We start from the raw sequence: 14,616 nt of genomic DNA on the forward strand, positions 1-14,616 counted from the left end.
CGTCGTACGAAACGAGGAATAGTGCGACGTCTCAGGACGCGCTGGAGTCCTCTGGTTTTTCTTTCAAAGCTTCGGCGAACTTGCGCATAAGCCGCACGAGTTCGTCGATGTCGTGTGCGTCCCAGCTTTTGAAAACGGCGCGAGCGTTTCTCTCTCGTGCTGCGTCGATCTTGTCGGTCATCGCCTTGCCCTTTGGCGTGACGACAGCCTCATTCACGCGGCGGTCTGTCTCGCTCTGCCGGCGCACGGCCAGGCCAAGGCTTTCGAGCTTCGCCACCTGACGGCTGACAGTGGTGTAATCGCGGCCAGCCCGGTCGGCGAGGTCCACTATCCCGATCGGCCCAAGCCGCTCTATCCCGACCAGCAGAGGAAACAGTGCGCGGTCGAGCGCAATTCCGGCCTCCTTTACCATCTGCTCATCGCGCTGAGGCCGGTTCATAAGGCTGGCAATCTCGATCAGCGCTCCGTGGAGTTCACGAATCTGATGACTCCCAATATGTGTATTTTTCACGTTTTTCATTGACGCCACTCCGACTCTCCATTATGTGCATTTTACACACAAGGAGATCGACATGACAAACGGTTTTGCGGCAGATGTGCTCATCTGCGGCGCGGGAGCGGCTGGCCTGACGCTTGGGATCGAGCTTGCACGGCGCGGTATATCCTTCCAGCTCATTGAGAAGATGAGCGAACCCTTCCGTGGCTCGCGCGGCAAGGGCATCCAGCCGAGGACACAGGAGATTTTCGAAGATCTTGGCATTCTCGACAGGGTCGTTGCCGCAGGCGGCGTCTATCCGCCGATGCGCGTGTATGGCGATGACGGCAGCTATATCGAAAAGGACACCGGCGAGCGCCCCGATCCGACCCCGGCAGAGCCTTACGCCATCGCGCTAATGATTCCGCAATTCCTCACCGAGCGGATCATGCGAGAGCGGCTGGCAGAACTAGGCCATAGGGTCGAGTACGGATGTGAGTTGGTTGGGTTCGAGCAAGGTGAGAACGGTGTCATGGCACGTCTTGCGGGGCCGAATGGCGAGCAAACCGTTCGCGCACGCTATCTTGTCGGGGCGGACGGCGGGCACAGCTTCGTGCGCGGCGCGCTCGGCTTGAATTTCCCCGGCAAGACGCTGGGCGTGCGTGCGGTCGTGGCGGATGTGCTGTTGACCGGGCTGGACCGCGATGCGTGGCACCAGTTCAACGACGGTGACATGGAGCGAATGGTCGCGATTTGCCCGCTCGCCGGAACCGATCTCTTCCAGATTCAGGCACCCATTCCGCTGGACGGCGAAGTGGGCCTCTCAGCAGAACAGCTGGGGCGCTTGATTAATGAGCGGACCGGCCGCGGCGACGTGCGGGTGGATTCGGTCGCCTGGGCGTCGGCCTACCTGATGAACGCCCGGCTTGCCGATCGCTACCGGGTCGATCGGGTATTCCTCGTTGGCGATGCAGCTCATATCCATCCGCCAACCGGCGGCCAGGGCCTGAACACCAGCGTGCAGGATGCCTATAATCTGGGCTGGAAACTTGCCGCCGTCCTCGACGGCGCGGATGATTGCCTGCTCGATACCTATGAGCAGGAACGACGTCCGGTCGCAGAATCGGTTCTCGGCCTTTCGACCCGGCTGCTCGACGCCCAGAAACAGGGTGGAATGCACCGCGGCCGCGAGGTGCGCCAGCTCGATATCGCCTATCCGGAATCGCCGCTCTCCAGGGAAATGGCCGAACGCAGCAGCGGCCCGCATGCGGGGGACCGCGCGCCGGATGCCCAAATCAGGGGCGCGGCGGGGCAACCATGGCGACTGTTCCAATTGCTGCAAGGGCCGCATTGGACACTGCTTGTTCATCAAGCCGGGAGAGAGACGGTTGGGCCACTCAAGGGGCTGCATGTCCACCACATCGGCCCGCAAGGCGATGTCATCGATGCCTGGGGACACCTTCGCGATGCTTATGCACTGGCACCGGGCGAGTGTGTGCTGATCCGGCCGGACGGATATATCGGTGTGATGGCGATTCTTGATGCAGACCGAACCGCGAAGCTCGAAACCTATTTGGCCCGCATGGGCCTAGTCCAACCCGGAGAAGACCCGAAATGACTGCCGAGATATGTTCGAACAATGAGGCTGGCGGGCTCTATGCTTGGGTCGGGCCTATATGAAGCGTGGAGCGGCGTGGTCGTGGCAATCGCCATCATCGGAGCTATTATTGCGGCCACCGCCTCCCTCGACGTGCCGATCCTGAGATTACCGTGCCTGCGCCAGGGTGAAGGCGCAGCGGTGTCCAACTAGCCACCTAAGGCGACCCGGGAAAATCATTACGCGCCGCGCGCCACGCGCTCGATCTCCTCGCGCACCAGGCGCTCGACCAGCGTTGGCAGGTTGTTGTCCAGCCAGTCCTGCAGCATCGGCCGCAGCATCTCCTCGGCCATCTCGTCGAATGTCTTCTTGCTGCGGCTGGCAAAGGCGTCGGAGAGTTCGCCAAAGGCCGCGGCGACCTGCCGGCCCGTATGCTCGGAAAGGATTGCCGGACGGGCCGCAGGCGTTTCATCCGCCGCCTTGCGCGCCTCGTCGGTGCTCGCCGGGGCGGCGATCGAAGGGGTCCGCTCGAACGCCGGCTCCGGCATCGGCTCGTCCACCGGCGCTTCGGGCTGAACAACCGGCTTGCGAATGCCTGGTATCGCCTTCGCCTGCTCGCCGACCGCTGCGATCTCGCGGCGCCAATCGGCGACGATGGCATCGCTTGCCGCACCGGCCTCGGGCGTCGCGGGCCTGTCGGTCCTTTCGGCGGGCAGCGGCTCGGCGGCGATCCGGGCGCTCACCTCGGCAAGCGTCATCGACGCCCTTGGTGCCACGGGATCGGTTCGCTCCGGCGCTTCCATGCGCGCGACCGTTGGTTCGGCCGCCGATGTCTGTGCCTGCACCTCCGCCAGCGTGACCGGCTTCCTGACCTCGGGAGCGGCATGCAATTCGGCGCGGAGCGCATCGACGTCGGGAGCAGCGCCCGCCGCCGGCTTCAGATCCTGCCGCAAGTCATCGGCATCGTCCGGCTGCTTGCGGCCGCTGTCGCTGTCCTCGATGATCCTCCTGATGGAAGCCAGTATCTCTTCCATGGAAGGTTCGCGCTGTGCGCTGCTTGCCGTTGCCATCGTCACATCCGCCGCCCTTGTGACCTGTTACAGACTTCCGCTCCGGTAAAAGCCGGATTCGAATCATGGCGACAGCGTAACCGACGGAGCGCCGTACGAGAATCCCCATTCTGGGGACATGTGGGATTTCAACAGATTAGCGCAATTCGTCGAAAAGCATGTGACGAGTTGCCGGCGCAGTTGCGCAAACAATGAAGCGACCCGGCGTTTCGATCGAACGCCGGGTCGCTTCGAGAGAACTACTCGAATCTGTGAGCTTAGCGGCCATCCGGCGTGCGCAGGCCGATCCACTTGTCCTTGACGGCATTGTAGTGCTCTTCAGGCCTGTACTTCGTCGCCTGCAGCGCAAGGCGCTCGGCCGAGAGGCGGCCGATCGCCGACAGGATGGCATAACTCGCCACCACAACGTCGTGCTCGGAATTTGCCTGGTTGATCTTGGCGGTGATGACGGTGGCCTGCGCGTTGAGCACATCCAGCGTGGTGCGCTGGCCGACATTGCGTTCCTCGATGACACCGTTCAGCGCCAGTTGAGCGGCGTCGATCACCTGCCTGTTGGCAGCGACGCTCTGCTGCGCGGCGGTGTATTGCGACCACGCCGAGGCGACGGCCTGGCGCACCTGGTCGCGGCTGACGTCGACCTGGATGCGGGCCTCGCCAAGCGATTCCTTGTTCTGTCGCACGACCGCCGAGGTGCGGCCGCCCGAATAGATCGGGATCGTCAGTGTCGCACCGATGTTGGCCGAGGTCGAACCGCCGTTGCTCCCCTGGAGGTCGGGATTGCGATGCAGATAATCCTCCGAAATGCCGGCCGATGCGGAAAGCTGCGGCAGCAATGCGCCCTCGGACGACTTCACCGAAAACGCGGCCGCATCGACCAGATGCTGGGTGGCGAGGATCGCCGGATGCTCGGCCGAGGCGATGGCTATCGCCGAATCGAGGCTCGGCGGCAGCAGCCTGGCCAATGGCGAGGCAGGCCTGAGCTTGCCCGGCTCGTCACCGACGATCTGGTGATAGCTCGCCGCACTTGCCAGCGCCTGCGCGCGGGCGGCGCTGAGCGACGCCACGGCGGAAGCGCGCGACGCATCGGCCTGCGCAACGTCGGTGCGCGTGCCTTCGCCGACCTCGAACCGTGAGCGCGCGGCGCGCGCCTGCTCGGTCAGGAACTGCAGATTCTGCTCCGTCAGCACCGCGATCTGCCGGTCGCGAATCACGTCCATATAGGCCGTGGCCGCGCTCAACAGCGTGTTCTCCTCGGTGTTGCGCAGGCTTTCGACGGATGCCTTGACCCGCGATTCGGCTGCCGCCACATTGTTTCTCGTCTGGAAGCCGTCGAACAGGTTCTGGTTTATGACGATGCCCACACTGGCCGACCCCGTCTTGACGTTGGCGCCGCTGGCACGGGTATTCACATAATTCGTGTCGGCCGTCCCGGTGATGGTCGGGCGCCAGCCGGACTTGGCGATGGCCACGCTCTCGTCGGTGACGCGTACGCCGGCTCGGGAGGCATTCAGCGAGGAATTGTATTGATAGGCCTTTGCAAGCGCGCCGGAGATGGTTTCGGCCGAGGCGGCCAGCGGGGAAAGCGCGGTCGCCGAAACGAGGACGGCGGTGAAAAGTGACTTGCGTAGAGACGGCACCATTAAACCCTCATTCGTTTTCCATGGGAACCACGCCGCACCGGCTTCTCCTTAGAGAACCGGAGCGGCGTGTCAGAATGTTCCCTGTCGCTCGGCCCAAAGTGCCCCCATTGGGATCAGCAACGATTGTTCAAATGCAAGCGACCATGACAAAGCCTCTGCTGCAAGGCCAAATCATTCAGAATTCGAAAGCATGCTCACGTTCGAACCCGGGTAGTGGCTTAATTGCCGCATTAAATGCCCGTCTACCGGTTACAACCCCCCCTGCTTTGAAAAAAAGCCGCGCCACGCCGGAATTGCCCTGCCCTTCGACCGCGACGAGGCGGCCGCCTTCGGCGAGCTGGTCGAGCAGCGCCGCCGGCACTTTGCCGACGCTGCCGCCGACGAAGACGACATCGTAGGGCGCCTTGGCGGCATATCCCTGCGGCAGCGGGCCCTGGACCACGGTCACATTGCCGCAGCCCAGCGATGAGAGCACCGACCTTGCGGTTTCGGCCAGCGCCGAATCACTTTCAAGCGCCACCACGGAGCCCGCCAGTCGCGACAGGATGGCCGAGGCATAGCCGGTGCCGCAGCCGACATCGAGGACCGAATCAGCCTGACTGATCTCGGCCAGTTGCATCAGCTTGGCCAGCGGCGAAGGCTCCATCAGATATCGCGCGCCGCCGGGGCCGTCCGCGATGCGGATGTCTTCGTCGATGTAGGCGAGATTGCGCTGGCGTTCGTCGACGAAAAGCTCGCGGGGCACGGAAAGCATGGCGTCGAGCAGCGGCGTGCTGGTCACGTCGGTGGTGCGGATCTGGCCATCGACCATCTTGACGCGAAGCTCGGAGAAATCAGCGCTCATGTCCCAACCAATCCGCTTGCCGCGCCACATCGCGGTTCATTTAGACGGGAACGGCGAGCTCCCTGCGCTGACGCGCGGGAGCCCGGAGATTGGAGGCCTCGCCCGGAATCGAACCGGGGTGCAAGGATTTGCAGTCCTCTGCGTAACCACTCCGCCACGAGGCCTCGTTACTCCCGGCGTTCCACCCGGTTCCAATAGGTTGCGGCGAAAAAGCCGTCAAGCGGCGACAATGCATTCGCGACGGTTTCGCCTGCGCCAGTCCCCGCACCCCGCCCTAAATGCGAGACAGGGCGATTCGAGCTGCGTTAGCAAGCCGTTAAGCATGGCGGATGATCGGGAGAAACTCCGCGCACCGGGCTGCGTTGAGGCCGAGGAGGACTGCGCCATGCATCTGGCCAAACCGGACGAGTCGACCAACAACGCGGACAGCTCGCCGCTGCTGGGGTGCGAGGAGCTGGTGCGCTACGCCATGGATTGCCTCAAGATAGAAGGCACCGGCCGGCTTTCACCGCGCGACCGCGCGCGCCTTGCCTCGGCTTCCGCCGTCCTGAAGGAAATCAGCGAGGATCTGAGAGCAGGCCAGCAGGACGCCCCGGAGGAGGCGAGCACTGGAACGCAGGATAGCGCTGCGATTTGATTCGGGCCCCAAAGGCCGCCGCGACGAAGCCGGGCAAGGTCCCCGGCGTGGCCGATCAATCCGGCCGGCGCCGCCGTTCCCACCAGACGACGAACCGGCGCCGATGGCGGCGCACCATGGCGAATTCGTAGGAGAGCACCAAAAGTCCGAGCGGCACCATCCAGAAACCGAGAATCGGCAAGAACCCCAGAATGCCGCCAATCGTCAAAAGCACGCCGATTGCAATCCTGAGGCCGCGCGAACGCGGCATGGTGAACTTGCGCCCGAAGACCGATATCTTTCGCGCCGGTGCCTGGTTTTCTTCTGCTGCCGTCATCTCGAATGGCTGGTCCGTCTGGTGGTTTGAGATGTCACTTGACGAAAGCCGCGACCGCGCATTCGGTTCCGCGCCCTCGCAAGACGGCTAATATGAGGACGAACGCCGCCGATTGCGAGAAACGCCTGAGCGAAAAAGTCTCGGAAAAATGCGAAATGGTTCTTTGCAAAGCCGAAAAGGGTTTGCTATAGGCTGCGCCACTCGCATGAGAGCCTCTGTTCCCCGGTAGCTCAGTGGTAGAGCAACCGGCTGTTAACCGGTTGGTCGCTGGTTCGAATCCGGCCCGGGGAGCCAAGTCTTTTCAAGACCTTAGCAGAACGTGCAGTCCGTGTATTTTTCGGGCTAGGTACGCCATAGGTACGCGGAAAAGGCTCACCAGCGGGAATAACCGCCTGTCAGCATCACCATGTCCGGGTCTTCATCGTCTTCAGGCTCGTAAGGAGCCGGCGCCTCCAGCAGATCGATTCGCCTGAGGTCCGTACCTCCCATAGGGGCATCGAGCGAGAGTGTTTTGATAGTATCGTATTCCCGGTTATAGCCGGTGACGTAATCCTTCACGCGCGCACCGACGTTCTCCAGCAGCAGTTTGCCTTCAAGGACGGCCAGGAGCATCGACGCGATGACATCATCGCGCATGAAGCGAGGAAGGGCGGAGCTGACCGCCCGGCTAACCACCCGATAAACCGTATCCGGGTCGTGGCGAATGGTGTTTATCGATTTTTCTATAATCCTTTTCGCTCGTTCTCTGAGCTTTCGGCTTTCCTGCTTTGCCAAACCTTTTTCTGGGTACCTTATGTAATACGCTCGCTCATAGGCAAGTTGTTGGCCAGGATGCTCCGCAAGATATTTCTTTTTGGAAGCCGCGATTTTGTCGCGGTTAGCCAGGCGATACGCCTTGTTGGCGGCTACGATCCGTTCCGGGTGAAGTAGCCTGAACTTCCGTTTCAATTCTGCCGTTTTTTCTGGGTTTTCCGCACGCCGCTTTCTCTGTCTCGCCAAGATTTCTTCACGATGTAAGGCCTTGTATCGACGGTTTGCCGCTCGAATATTGTCCAGGTCATTTGCCATCCGAAACGATCTGGTAGGCTGGCCACCTTGCGCAATCGGCCCATGAGAGTTCTGCCCGTTATTCCCGCTACGCTCCACCGCCAAATGAAAAGCCCGCCACCGTGAGGCAGCGGGCTTAAATGTCCGAAGGGCAATTGATCAGGCGGTTGCTTTGCGCTCGCTCATGACCTTGTGGTGGCAGGCTGCCGCTGTCTCGGTCAATTGTTTCGCCAGAGCTCGGGCAATCCAAAGAAGCCGCTGGACATTAGCGTCCGTGTCGGTTTCGACAGCGACATCGACAATTGTGTTAACCAGCGTAGCCAAGTTGGCGATATCGCCCTCAAAGTCATTAAGGTTATCGCTCGGGCCGGTCACGCTACACCGCCTTCCACGGCCTTGACCGCGGCTTCCAAGGCTTCTTCCGGCAGGAAGGACCAAAGCAGCGCGTCAACGTCCTCGGGCTGGAGGTCGCCGAATTTGCCGGTGGCGAACTCCAGCAAGAACTCGGCCTTGACGCGGTGTTCCTCCATGGTGGTGCAACGATAGGCGCAGACGGCATTCAATGCGTAGCGTTCGGCGTCGGAAGCCTCGTTGCGCTCGTTGATCGCCTGTTCAAGCCCGACAGCGCTACGCCGTGCGCGCTCGCCCTTGATCAGCCGCTTCAACGTCCGCAAATCAGCCTGCTCGGCCTTGCGGAGCGCGGCGACCGATTGCTTGCCCAGATCCGGCGCCACTTTGGCGAGTGCCACGAGCTTCTGCCGCTGCTCCGCGTAACGGCGTTGGATCTCAACCCGCAAATCGGCCTCGACTTCCTCGAGGTCCCCATAGCGCAGCGTACGTGACTGCCCGCCACCGATGGACAGGGGGACGTAGAGTTCGGCGGTCTTCGGCAGATACGCGTCTTCCAGTTCGGTGGTCAGATCGATCGCGGCGATGAAGCGAGCGTATTGCGTATGCTTGTTCGCAATCAGAGCAAGCAATTCGGCGGACACTGGCGAGGCCTGGGCAGGCGGGCTGCCGGCCGCAGCGGCGATGAGGGCGGCGGTAGCCGAGAGTGCGGTGCGGCGGTTGAGATTGGGCATGCCTTCGGCGGCAGCCCGAACAGCGGTGTTCGGCATGGGTTATTTCCCTATTAACTAGTAATATTTACCAGTTCACCATGAATTGGAATTAGCTTGCCGTCAACAGCAAAGTATGAAAAATTACTGGTTAGGTAAGAGAGGAACACAGAATGCTCACAACCGGAAACCAGCTTCGCGCCGCGCGCGCCTTGGCTGACATGGACCAGGGAACGCTTGCGAAGCGTGCCGGGATCAACATCAACACCGTAAGCGCCATGGAGAAGCGCGGCGCTGAGGGGCTGACTAGCGGACTGGACAAAGTGCGCGCGGTGATGGCCGTTCTTGAGGAAGCCGGCATCGAGTTCCTGAATCATGGAAGCCCAGGCGTCAGGTTGAAGAAGCCCTGATGCACGTTTTCCGAAGGTTGCGCTCTCTCAGCGCAACTAATAGAGATACATCAACGCAACCAGGACAAATACCAAATGCCAGAAGTGAAAGACGGAAACGCCGAGGAGCTTATTGAACTGACGGCTGATATTGTTTCAGCGTTCGTGAGCAACAACGCCCTACCAGTCTCGAATTTAGGCGATCTGATCGCGTCTGTTCACGCTTCGCTTTCTTCGCTTAGCAAGGATGTGCCGCAGGTTGCAGGGCCACTTAGCCCGGCGGTTAATCCAAGGAAGTCGGTGACGCCGGATTTCATCATCTGCCTGGAGGATGGCAAGAAGTTCAAATCGCTGAAGCGCCACCTCGCCGGGTTCGGCATGACGCCGGACGAATACCGCGCTAAGTGGAATCTGCCGAAAGACTATCCGATGGTTGCGCCCAACTACGCGGTGACACGATCAGCTCTGGCAAAGGCCTCGGGCCTTGGGCGGAAGCCGGTTCCGCAGAAGAAGGCTCCTGCGAAACGCGCGGCCAAGGTGGCCTGAACGCGAAACTGCCCCCTGCCCTTCGAAGCCAATGACCCGAACGTCCATCGCCGAAGAGCTTGAGCGTGCCGCCGACCGCATTGCGGATATATCGAGGCCGGATCTTCAAATCATCCTTCGCCGCGCTGCCCTGATGCTGCGAAACGTCGCTGGCGTTCCGCTGGAGCCCGCGACGGACGATGCACTCAACTCGATCGCCGCTGAGATGAAGATCAGCCGGTCAGACCTCATCCAGATTGTGTTACGCGAGTGGCTGGAGACAAACGCCTATCTCCCGGTGCGCCAAATCGATGAGGACAGCGAAACGGACGGGAGCGCTTAGGATGCTTCGCTTTGGGCAAGCGAAAGCCCCCGCCTCGGCGGAGGACACGGGCCCGATCGGGGGGCCGATCTTGGCAGGCGATAAAGGGCACCACCTGCCGCGCACATCAACCATTAGCGATAGCTAATGTTCCGTCGAGGCCGGCCGGCAGGATATTGTCACCCCCGGAACCGCTCGGTGTGCCAGGTGATCTTGCCGTTGACCTTCATCGGCTTATGGATCATCAGCCGCTTCGGCAGGTGCTCGGGGTGCACTTCAACCAGCGTGATCGTCACCTGCGGCTTGCAGCGGCTGCAATCGAATTTCAGCTTCAGCGGGTCGACACCGCCGCCATACACCATCATCAGATCGGCCGACCGACAGTAGCGAACATTGCCGCAGCTGCATTCCGCCTTGACGAGCATGTTGTGCCGGGTCGCCTTTCCCAGCGTGTCGATCGGATCGTGCGCCATGCTGACAAAGAAGGAACATATTCCTCGCCAGTCAAGAGGCTCTTGACTCCTATGTTCTCATTTTGTTCACTCTCGGCAGGATAGTCACAGGAGGATGACATGGACCTCGTTCTGTCAGTTCCGGGCGCATCGCCCGAGGAAATTTCGCGAGGCTTGGCGGCAGCAGAGGAAGCACTAGAACGCGCTGGTTTCACTGCCGAGGAAGCCGCTTTCGGTGCCTTCACTGTTGAAGGCTGGGACATCAACGGTCCGCCCGAAGATGGTCCTGACCATCCGGCATCCCGCGCCGCAAGTGCTTGGGGACAAGCCCATGCGGCAGCATTGGAGGCCTGTTGTGAGGGCTGGCCGGAGAGCCGCATGCCCACATCGGTAGGGCTGGAGTTGCTGACCGATCCCGAAACGCAACTCGCCGATCGTTCGACAGCGCTGGCAATGCTTCGCGAACATCTCGAGCAAGATGGCAAGGATACGTTAAACGGGGATGACACTATTTTGGCTTGGCGGGTTGCCGCCGAGGTCGTCGACCAGCTTTCGATGCGCGAGCTGATTTGCGACCTGTCAGTGGCTTTTACCGCCCTAGCCCTTGCGCATCGTCGCCCGGATGAACCGATCGAACCGAAGCGCCGAGCTGTGCGCGACGCAATCAATGCGCTAGAGGCAGCTACCGACAAGCCGTCCTTACACTGATGCCGAAACGCAATCGCGTCACGCCGGCGCCATCGGTTATCGACCGGGATTGGCCGCACCAGGTTGCCTTACCGGATGACATCTGCACTGACCGGAACCTGACCATGATCACGAAGTTCTGCCAGGACATCGGCGTCAAGCCACAGATCAGGCGTGTGCAGGCGATATGGCCGAGCGGCAAATACGAGGACTATCGCATCCACTGCTTTTCCGATCCCGCCGCGGCGAAGGCCTTCCTTGACCATTTTAGCGGCGACGTGTTCGATCCGAAACGCGATCGAGAGGGTGGGAAGATCCGGGGTGTCTGGCGCCGCACTGGCGAATACAAGCGCATCCTCGACCTTGGGCCTTTGAGCGTTCCCGAGATCCTGCGCAACTAGGGGCAAGATATGTGTAATCTCTACAATCTCACGACCAGCCAAGAGGCCATACGCCAGTGGACGGGTGCCCTCCGGGATATCCTCGGCAACCTGGAGCCGTCGATTGACATCTATCCGAACAGGCCCGGCCCGGTGGTTCGTAACGCGCAAGATGGGCAGCGCGAGGTCGCCAACCTTCTCTGGGGAATGCCGACGCCGGCCGAGCGCGTGAAAGGTGCCGCCGACTACGGCACGACGAACATTCGCAATCCACAGTACGGCCACTGGCAGCAGTACGTTGGCGTGGAGAACCGCTGTGTGGTCCCCGTGACGAGCTTCGCGGAGCCCAGCCCCACGCCTGGCGATAAAGACCCCGAAACCGGTATTCAACGGAACTACTGGTTCGCGGTGAACGAGGAGCGCCCCTTGTTCTTCTTCGCCGGCCTATGGACGCCCTGGCATGGCGTGCGCAAGGTCAAGGACGGTCCCGGCGACTTCGAGCTCTACGGCTTCATGACGACCGCGCCCAACGCGCTGATCAAGCCAATCCACGAGAAGGCTATGCCGGTGATCCTGACGAGCCAGGAAGAGATCGAGACCTGGCTTACCGCGCCCTGGTCAGAAGCGAAGAAGTTGCAGCGCCCCGCGCCCGACGATGCCCTCGTGATAGTCGACAAGCCAGCGACGCAGATCAAATTCCCGCAACAAGCGCCGCAGCAGGGCTCATTGTTCTAAGCAGTGGAGGTACCGCTCATGGCAGACCGCATCATCACACTCGACAGTCGTCAGGAAGCAGCCTTGCAAACCGTCGCCGACAAATTCGTCGCCCTGCACAAGGGCGATCCGATGAAGGCCCTGAAGGAGATGATCGTGCTGAACGGTCGCCTTCAGGAGCAGCTTGACGCGCTCAAGGCCTCTCCTCTCGGCAAGCGCTACGGATGAGCGACGAACCGGCCAGCCTTGCCGAGGGCATGCATGACTGCGGCACCCCGCGCACCTGATGTCATTGAAGTTGGGGCCGGTTAGATTCCCCAAGGCGTGTGTCATTTGTTAATCAGGTCGAAGCACTCCCGCTTCCTTAGCGGCGGCGAGAAATGCCTCTCGGGCCTCATGAGGTGTCGCTTGGTCCACCAGAGCGTTCATGCATGTGCGCACCGCCTGGTTCCACTTAGGGCCGCGCTTGGTCCATGTGAGAAGATGTTCGGCGGCCGCCTCGACATTGCTTATTATGTAGGTCATTCCTGCCTGCTTGCCGCTGACGGGGACCGGTGGGGAGAACCAGTGGGGTGCCATTAGAGGTCACCTCGGGCGACCCTACGTTTCAGGTCGACAGCATTCAGGAGGTCAACCAGATCGTCAGCGTACTCCATGTCGAGACCCTCGGCGGGTGCGCCATACACATCAGCTGGCTGCCCGGTGAACACATCGAACACCGTCCAGCTCCCGTCAGGGTCTTTCCTCAGGTCGTATCGCTGCTGTGCCATAAGGGCTAATTTAGAATACCCTTATGAGCATCTTCAATGGCGTCCAGCAATGAGGTTAGCGTTGGTGGCAGCGCAGGTTCAGCCTCCAGTCCGAAGACCTTTTGCACTTGTCGACGATTGTCCTCGTTGCGAATCAAATCACGAAGATGGTCGGCGACGGTCTTGTGACCGGCTTTGTCGCGCTTGGCCATTTAGCTGTCCCCGACAATCCTCCGCAACGTATTGTCCGACAAATGGTTCCCCTGCCGAGTCGGGCCGCGCCCTATTAGGTTCTGAGCCGAGAATCTCGGCCGTTAGCCGCTGCTCCCGGTGCCGAGCTGTTTTCGCATCCCGTGCCGCGCGCTCGACGTCGATCAACTCGCGCGCAGCATCTGAGGTGCGCTCCTTTCTGGCTTGTCTTTCTTTGTCGGTGAACCGTTGCCTTGCCTGCATTGTTGCCCCGATCTGACGTGCCGCACAGTGTTGCCGCACAGAACGATTGTCGCCAGGCCGGGTTCCACCCCCCGGACAGCAAAAAGCCCGCCACCTTTCGGCAGCGGGCGAGTGTCATCGAGTGCTGGGATCAACCAGCATAGGTCAAACTTTTCGCGAGCCGGGACGGTTGCGACTAATTTGAAGGTTGGCCATTGGGTTCATAGTCTTCGATAACCAACTTTGCCACCTCTATGCCGCTTGGCTCGGTTGGAAGAGGCGGAAACTCGATGCCCATCTGGCTGGTGATAAGCATAAACATGTCAGAAAATTTGGCCCAGATAGAGTAACGTGTAATCGTCATGGCAATTTGCAAGGCCTCATCGCCGACTGACTCGTCGAGGATACAGCCGTAGCGTGCCTCGACGGATACCGCAGGCCTCTCGCCATCTGGTATCTGTTTGCCGCATTCCAACTTGCAAACAAAGTAGAGCTTTCCTTCGGGGCCCGGTTCAGGCCTCGTAACGCTAATGCCGTAATAAAGCTCGCTTTCGTCAATCTTTGCTGTGTCGTTCAGTTTGATCTCAATCGCGATCAAACCGAGCGACGACATTGCAGAGCGATGAGTATCGTCCCGCAGCTCAGGCATCAGATTTTACCCGCCAAGGATTGGAGGATGATCCGGCGACAATGCGAGCGCTAGTACGCTCAAATACCCTCCTACCCGGCACATCATGTTGAGTAACTGATTTCTGATGTGTCCACGCTAGAGAAGCAAAGCTGTGCAGTTGGAGAAGAGTCATTTCATCGCGCTTAGCTGCAAAGACATTGTCCACGCGGTCCTGAATCCTCCTGCATTCAAGCTTTTCGGCGATGGCCTCAGAAACCCAACTATTGAGGCTTAGGCCAACCTCGGCCGCAGCCATCGCCGCCCCGCGATGCACCTCTGCATCCACGCGAACGTTGAAGGACCCTTTGAAAGGCCTAGATGGTTCGCGCCCTAACTCAAGGCAATCCTCAAGATAGGCGTCGATCAAATCCTCTGCCGCCTTTTGCGCTTCTGAAGCGCTGTCGCACTGAGCTACGAGCAAGTCATCAATGTGGAGTACTTTGACAAACAGCGCCCCATCATCGAACTCAACAGAGGCCTGATATCCTTTGTAATTGACCGTTTTCATAGCTGCTTCCTCTCTAAGAGAAGATCTCTTATCTGCTTAACCATGTAGGCCGGAATCTCGGTACCGGGGTGCGGTTCGTGCAACCGGATAATCGCTTTAGTTTC

23 protein-coding genes and 2 tRNA genes are annotated in these 14,616 nt (G+C 60.5%); 10 read left to right on the forward strand and 15 right to left on the reverse strand.

The genetic code is table 11. From position 1 onward, the window contains the following. Positions 1 to 31: 31 nt before the first annotated feature. Positions 32 to 529 (reverse strand): MarR family winged helix-turn-helix transcriptional regulator, encoded by a 498-nt coding sequence (locus FJ426_RS15615; protein WP_140561526.1) that lies wholly within the window; start codon positions 527 to 529, stop codon positions 32 to 34. A 43-nt stretch (positions 530 to 572) separates the two neighbouring features. Here FJ426_RS15615 and FJ426_RS15620 point away from each other — a divergent pair, with 43 nt between their 5' ends. Next, a complete protein-coding gene (locus FJ426_RS15620; protein WP_140825251.1) occupies positions 573 to 2,093 on the forward strand; it encodes an FAD-dependent oxidoreductase in 1,521 nt (506 codons plus the stop codon). Between the two features lie 218 nt (positions 2,094 to 2,311). On the opposite strand, the gene FJ426_RS15625 is transcribed toward FJ426_RS15620, so the two are convergent. The 4 genes from FJ426_RS15625 to FJ426_RS15640 form a co-directional block, all read right to left on the reverse strand. Then, the gene (locus FJ426_RS15625; protein ID WP_140521041.1) at positions 2,312 to 3,142 is read right to left on the reverse strand and encodes a PopZ family protein; all 831 of its coding nucleotides are present in this window, start codon (positions 3,140 to 3,142) and stop codon (positions 2,312 to 2,314) included. 257 nt (positions 3,143 to 3,399) lie between these two features. Next, positions 3,400 to 4,779 carry a TolC family outer membrane protein gene (locus tag FJ426_RS15630; RefSeq protein ID WP_140521260.1) on the reverse strand — a complete coding sequence of 460 codons (1,380 nt, stop codon included), beginning with the start codon at positions 4,777 to 4,779 and terminating at the stop codon, positions 3,400 to 3,402. Positions 4,780 to 4,957: 178 nt separating this feature from the next. Further along, a complete protein-coding gene (locus FJ426_RS15635) occupies positions 4,958 to 5,626 on the reverse strand; it encodes a protein-L-isoaspartate O-methyltransferase (RefSeq protein WP_140825252.1) in 669 nt (222 codons plus the stop codon). Between the two features lie 90 nt (positions 5,627 to 5,716). Continuing rightward, positions 5,717 to 5,790, reverse strand: a tRNA-Cys gene (locus FJ426_RS15640). Between the two features lie 158 nt (positions 5,791 to 5,948). Here FJ426_RS15640 and FJ426_RS15645 point away from each other — a divergent pair. After that, on the forward strand, positions 5,949 to 6,263 hold the full coding sequence (locus FJ426_RS15645; RefSeq protein ID WP_140561529.1) for a hypothetical protein: 315 nt from the start codon (positions 5,949 to 5,951) through the stop codon (positions 6,261 to 6,263). Positions 6,264 to 6,318: 55 nt separating this feature from the next. Here the strand turns inward: FJ426_RS15645 and FJ426_RS15650 are convergent, their stop codons facing one another. Continuing rightward, positions 6,319 to 6,579 (reverse strand): hypothetical protein, encoded by a 261-nt coding sequence (locus FJ426_RS15650; RefSeq protein WP_140495745.1) that lies wholly within the window; start codon positions 6,577 to 6,579, stop codon positions 6,319 to 6,321. 219 nt (positions 6,580 to 6,798) lie between these two features. Between FJ426_RS15650 and FJ426_RS15655 the strand changes: the two genes are divergently transcribed. Beyond that, positions 6,799 to 6,873, forward strand: a tRNA-Asn gene (locus tag FJ426_RS15655). Between the two features lie 78 nt (positions 6,874 to 6,951). On the opposite strand, the gene FJ426_RS15660 is transcribed toward FJ426_RS15655, so the two are convergent. From FJ426_RS15660 to FJ426_RS15670, 3 genes are all read right to left on the reverse strand, one after another. Then, entirely contained in the window at positions 6,952 to 7,647 is a 696-nt protein-coding gene (locus FJ426_RS15660) for a hypothetical protein (RefSeq protein WP_140825253.1), read from the reverse strand. Positions 7,648 to 7,785: 138 nt separating this feature from the next. Continuing rightward, entirely contained in the window at positions 7,786 to 8,001 is a 216-nt protein-coding gene (locus FJ426_RS15665) for a hypothetical protein (RefSeq protein WP_140825254.1), read from the reverse strand. Continuing rightward, on the reverse strand, positions 7,998 to 8,744 hold the full coding sequence (locus tag FJ426_RS15670) for a hypothetical protein (protein WP_181176940.1): 747 nt from the start codon (positions 8,742 to 8,744) through the stop codon (positions 7,998 to 8,000). Before FJ426_RS15670 ends, FJ426_RS15665 begins: the two co-directional genes overlap by 4 nt. Before the next feature lie 113 nt (positions 8,745 to 8,857). On the opposite strand from FJ426_RS15670, the gene FJ426_RS15675 reads away from it, so the two are divergent. The 3 genes from FJ426_RS15675 (at position 8,858) to FJ426_RS15685 (ending at position 9,941) form a co-directional block, all read left to right on the forward strand. Beyond that, positions 8,858 to 9,094: a helix-turn-helix transcriptional regulator gene (locus tag FJ426_RS15675; protein WP_140825255.1), complete on the forward strand. Its 237-nt coding sequence runs from the start codon at positions 8,858 to 8,860 to the stop codon at positions 9,092 to 9,094. 75 nt (positions 9,095 to 9,169) lie between these two features. Next, positions 9,170 to 9,619, forward strand: a complete 450-nt coding sequence (locus FJ426_RS15680) for a MucR family transcriptional regulator (RefSeq protein ID WP_140825256.1) — start codon at positions 9,170 to 9,172, stop codon at positions 9,617 to 9,619. A gap of 31 nt (positions 9,620 to 9,650) precedes the next feature. After that, positions 9,651 to 9,941: a ribbon-helix-helix protein, CopG family gene (locus FJ426_RS15685; RefSeq protein WP_140825257.1), complete on the forward strand. Its 291-nt coding sequence runs from the start codon at positions 9,651 to 9,653 to the stop codon at positions 9,939 to 9,941. 158 nt (positions 9,942 to 10,099) lie between these two features. Here FJ426_RS15685 and FJ426_RS15690 read toward each other — a convergent pair whose 3' ends face one another. After that, positions 10,100 to 10,393, reverse strand: coding sequence for a hypothetical protein (locus tag FJ426_RS15690; protein ID WP_140825258.1), 294 nt, complete (start codon positions 10,391 to 10,393; stop codon positions 10,100 to 10,102). 99 nt (positions 10,394 to 10,492) lie between these two features. Here FJ426_RS15690 and FJ426_RS15695 point away from each other — a divergent pair, with 99 nt between their 5' ends. The 4 genes from FJ426_RS15695 (at position 10,493) to FJ426_RS15710 (ending at position 12,381) form a co-directional block, all read left to right on the forward strand. Then, positions 10,493 to 11,080, forward strand: a complete 588-nt coding sequence (locus FJ426_RS15695; RefSeq protein ID WP_140825259.1) for a hypothetical protein — start codon at positions 10,493 to 10,495, stop codon at positions 11,078 to 11,080. Positions 11,081 to 11,184: 104 nt separating this feature from the next. Then, the gene (locus FJ426_RS15700) at positions 11,185 to 11,460 is read left to right on the forward strand and encodes a hypothetical protein (protein ID WP_140825260.1); all 276 of its coding nucleotides are present in this window, start codon (positions 11,185 to 11,187) and stop codon (positions 11,458 to 11,460) included. Positions 11,461 to 11,469: 9 nt separating this feature from the next. Continuing rightward, positions 11,470 to 12,174, forward strand: a complete 705-nt coding sequence (locus tag FJ426_RS15705; RefSeq protein WP_140825261.1) for an SOS response-associated peptidase — start codon at positions 11,470 to 11,472, stop codon at positions 12,172 to 12,174. 18 nt (positions 12,175 to 12,192) lie between these two features. Continuing rightward, on the forward strand, positions 12,193 to 12,381 hold the full coding sequence (locus FJ426_RS15710; RefSeq protein WP_140825262.1) for a hypothetical protein: 189 nt from the start codon (positions 12,193 to 12,195) through the stop codon (positions 12,379 to 12,381). Between the two features lie 108 nt (positions 12,382 to 12,489). On the opposite strand, the gene FJ426_RS15715 is transcribed toward FJ426_RS15710, so the two are convergent. From FJ426_RS15715 to FJ426_RS15735, 5 genes are all read right to left on the reverse strand, one after another. Continuing rightward, complete coding sequence (locus tag FJ426_RS15715; RefSeq protein ID WP_140825263.1) at positions 12,490 to 12,732, reverse strand: DUF982 domain-containing protein; 243 nt, start codon at positions 12,730 to 12,732, stop codon at positions 12,490 to 12,492. Beyond that, complete coding sequence (locus FJ426_RS31825; protein ID WP_140825264.1) at positions 12,732 to 12,923, reverse strand: hypothetical protein; 192 nt, start codon at positions 12,921 to 12,923, stop codon at positions 12,732 to 12,734. The genes FJ426_RS15715 and FJ426_RS31825 overlap by 1 nt, the downstream gene beginning before the upstream one ends. A 5-nt stretch (positions 12,924 to 12,928) precedes the next feature. Continuing rightward, positions 12,929 to 13,114, reverse strand: a complete 186-nt coding sequence (locus FJ426_RS15725; RefSeq protein WP_140825265.1) for a hypothetical protein — start codon at positions 13,112 to 13,114, stop codon at positions 12,929 to 12,931. A 416-nt stretch (positions 13,115 to 13,530) separates the two neighbouring features. Next, positions 13,531 to 13,983 carry a hypothetical protein gene (locus FJ426_RS15730; protein WP_140825266.1) on the reverse strand — a complete coding sequence of 151 codons (453 nt, stop codon included), beginning with the start codon at positions 13,981 to 13,983 and terminating at the stop codon, positions 13,531 to 13,533. Next, the gene (locus tag FJ426_RS15735) at positions 13,976 to 14,512 is read right to left on the reverse strand and encodes a type II toxin-antitoxin system HicB family antitoxin (protein ID WP_140825267.1); all 537 of its coding nucleotides are present in this window, start codon (positions 14,510 to 14,512) and stop codon (positions 13,976 to 13,978) included. The genes FJ426_RS15730 and FJ426_RS15735 overlap by 8 nt, the downstream gene beginning before the upstream one ends. Positions 14,513 to 14,616 lie beyond the last annotated feature (104 nt).

Origin of the sequence: Mesorhizobium sp. B2-6-4 (assembly GCF_006441495.1) — a bacterium.
In the GTDB taxonomy this organism is placed as follows: Bacteria; Pseudomonadota; Alphaproteobacteria; order Rhizobiales; family Rhizobiaceae; genus Mesorhizobium.

Excerpts from the sequence above, each read along its gene's own strand:
- FJ426_RS15625 (WP_140521041.1), bottom strand. The coding sequence starts at position 3,142 with ATGGCAACGGCAAGCAGCGCACAGCGCGAACCTTCCATGGAAGAGATA.
- FJ426_RS15680 (WP_140825256.1), top strand. The coding sequence starts at position 9,170 with ATGCCAGAAGTGAAAGACGGAAACGCCGAGGAGCTTATTGAACTGACG.
- FJ426_RS15620 (WP_140825251.1), top strand. The coding sequence starts at position 573 with ATGACAAACGGTTTTGCGGCAGATGTGCTCATCTGCGGCGCGGGAGCG.
- FJ426_RS31825 (WP_140825264.1), bottom strand. The coding sequence starts at position 12,923 with ATGGCACAGCAGCGATACGACCTGAGGAAAGACCCTGACGGGAGCTGG.
- FJ426_RS15660 (WP_140825253.1), bottom strand. The coding sequence starts at position 7,647 with ATGGCAAATGACCTGGACAATATTCGAGCGGCAAACCGTCGATACAAG.
- FJ426_RS15735 (WP_140825267.1), bottom strand. The coding sequence starts at position 14,512 with ATGAAAACGGTCAATTACAAAGGATATCAGGCCTCTGTTGAGTTCGAT.
- FJ426_RS15650 (WP_140495745.1), bottom strand. The coding sequence starts at position 6,579 with ATGACGGCAGCAGAAGAAAACCAGGCACCGGCGCGAAAGATATCGGTC.
- FJ426_RS15635 (WP_140825252.1), bottom strand. The coding sequence starts at position 5,626 with ATGAGCGCTGATTTCTCCGAGCTTCGCGTCAAGATGGTCGATGGCCAG.
- FJ426_RS15710 (WP_140825262.1), top strand. The coding sequence starts at position 12,193 with ATGGCAGACCGCATCATCACACTCGACAGTCGTCAGGAAGCAGCCTTG.
- FJ426_RS15690 (WP_140825258.1), bottom strand. The coding sequence starts at position 10,393 with ATGGCGCACGATCCGATCGACACGCTGGGAAAGGCGACCCGGCACAAC.
- FJ426_RS15705 (WP_140825261.1), top strand. The coding sequence starts at position 11,470 with ATGTGTAATCTCTACAATCTCACGACCAGCCAAGAGGCCATACGCCAG.
- FJ426_RS15670 (WP_181176940.1), bottom strand. The coding sequence starts at position 8,744 with ATGCCGAACACCGCTGTTCGGGCTGCCGCCGAAGGCATGCCCAATCTC.
- FJ426_RS15675 (WP_140825255.1), top strand. The coding sequence starts at position 8,858 with ATGCTCACAACCGGAAACCAGCTTCGCGCCGCGCGCGCCTTGGCTGAC.
- FJ426_RS15695 (WP_140825259.1), top strand. The coding sequence starts at position 10,493 with ATGGACCTCGTTCTGTCAGTTCCGGGCGCATCGCCCGAGGAAATTTCG.
- FJ426_RS15730 (WP_140825266.1), bottom strand. The coding sequence starts at position 13,983 with ATGCCTGAGCTGCGGGACGATACTCATCGCTCTGCAATGTCGTCGCTC.
- FJ426_RS15700 (WP_140825260.1), top strand. The coding sequence starts at position 11,185 with ATGATCACGAAGTTCTGCCAGGACATCGGCGTCAAGCCACAGATCAGG.
- FJ426_RS15685 (WP_140825257.1), top strand. The coding sequence starts at position 9,651 with ATGACCCGAACGTCCATCGCCGAAGAGCTTGAGCGTGCCGCCGACCGC.
- FJ426_RS15725 (WP_140825265.1), bottom strand. The coding sequence starts at position 13,114 with ATGGCCAAGCGCGACAAAGCCGGTCACAAGACCGTCGCCGACCATCTT.
- FJ426_RS15645 (WP_140561529.1), top strand. The coding sequence starts at position 5,949 with ATGGCGGATGATCGGGAGAAACTCCGCGCACCGGGCTGCGTTGAGGCC.
- FJ426_RS15715 (WP_140825263.1), bottom strand. The coding sequence starts at position 12,732 with ATGGCACCCCACTGGTTCTCCCCACCGGTCCCCGTCAGCGGCAAGCAG.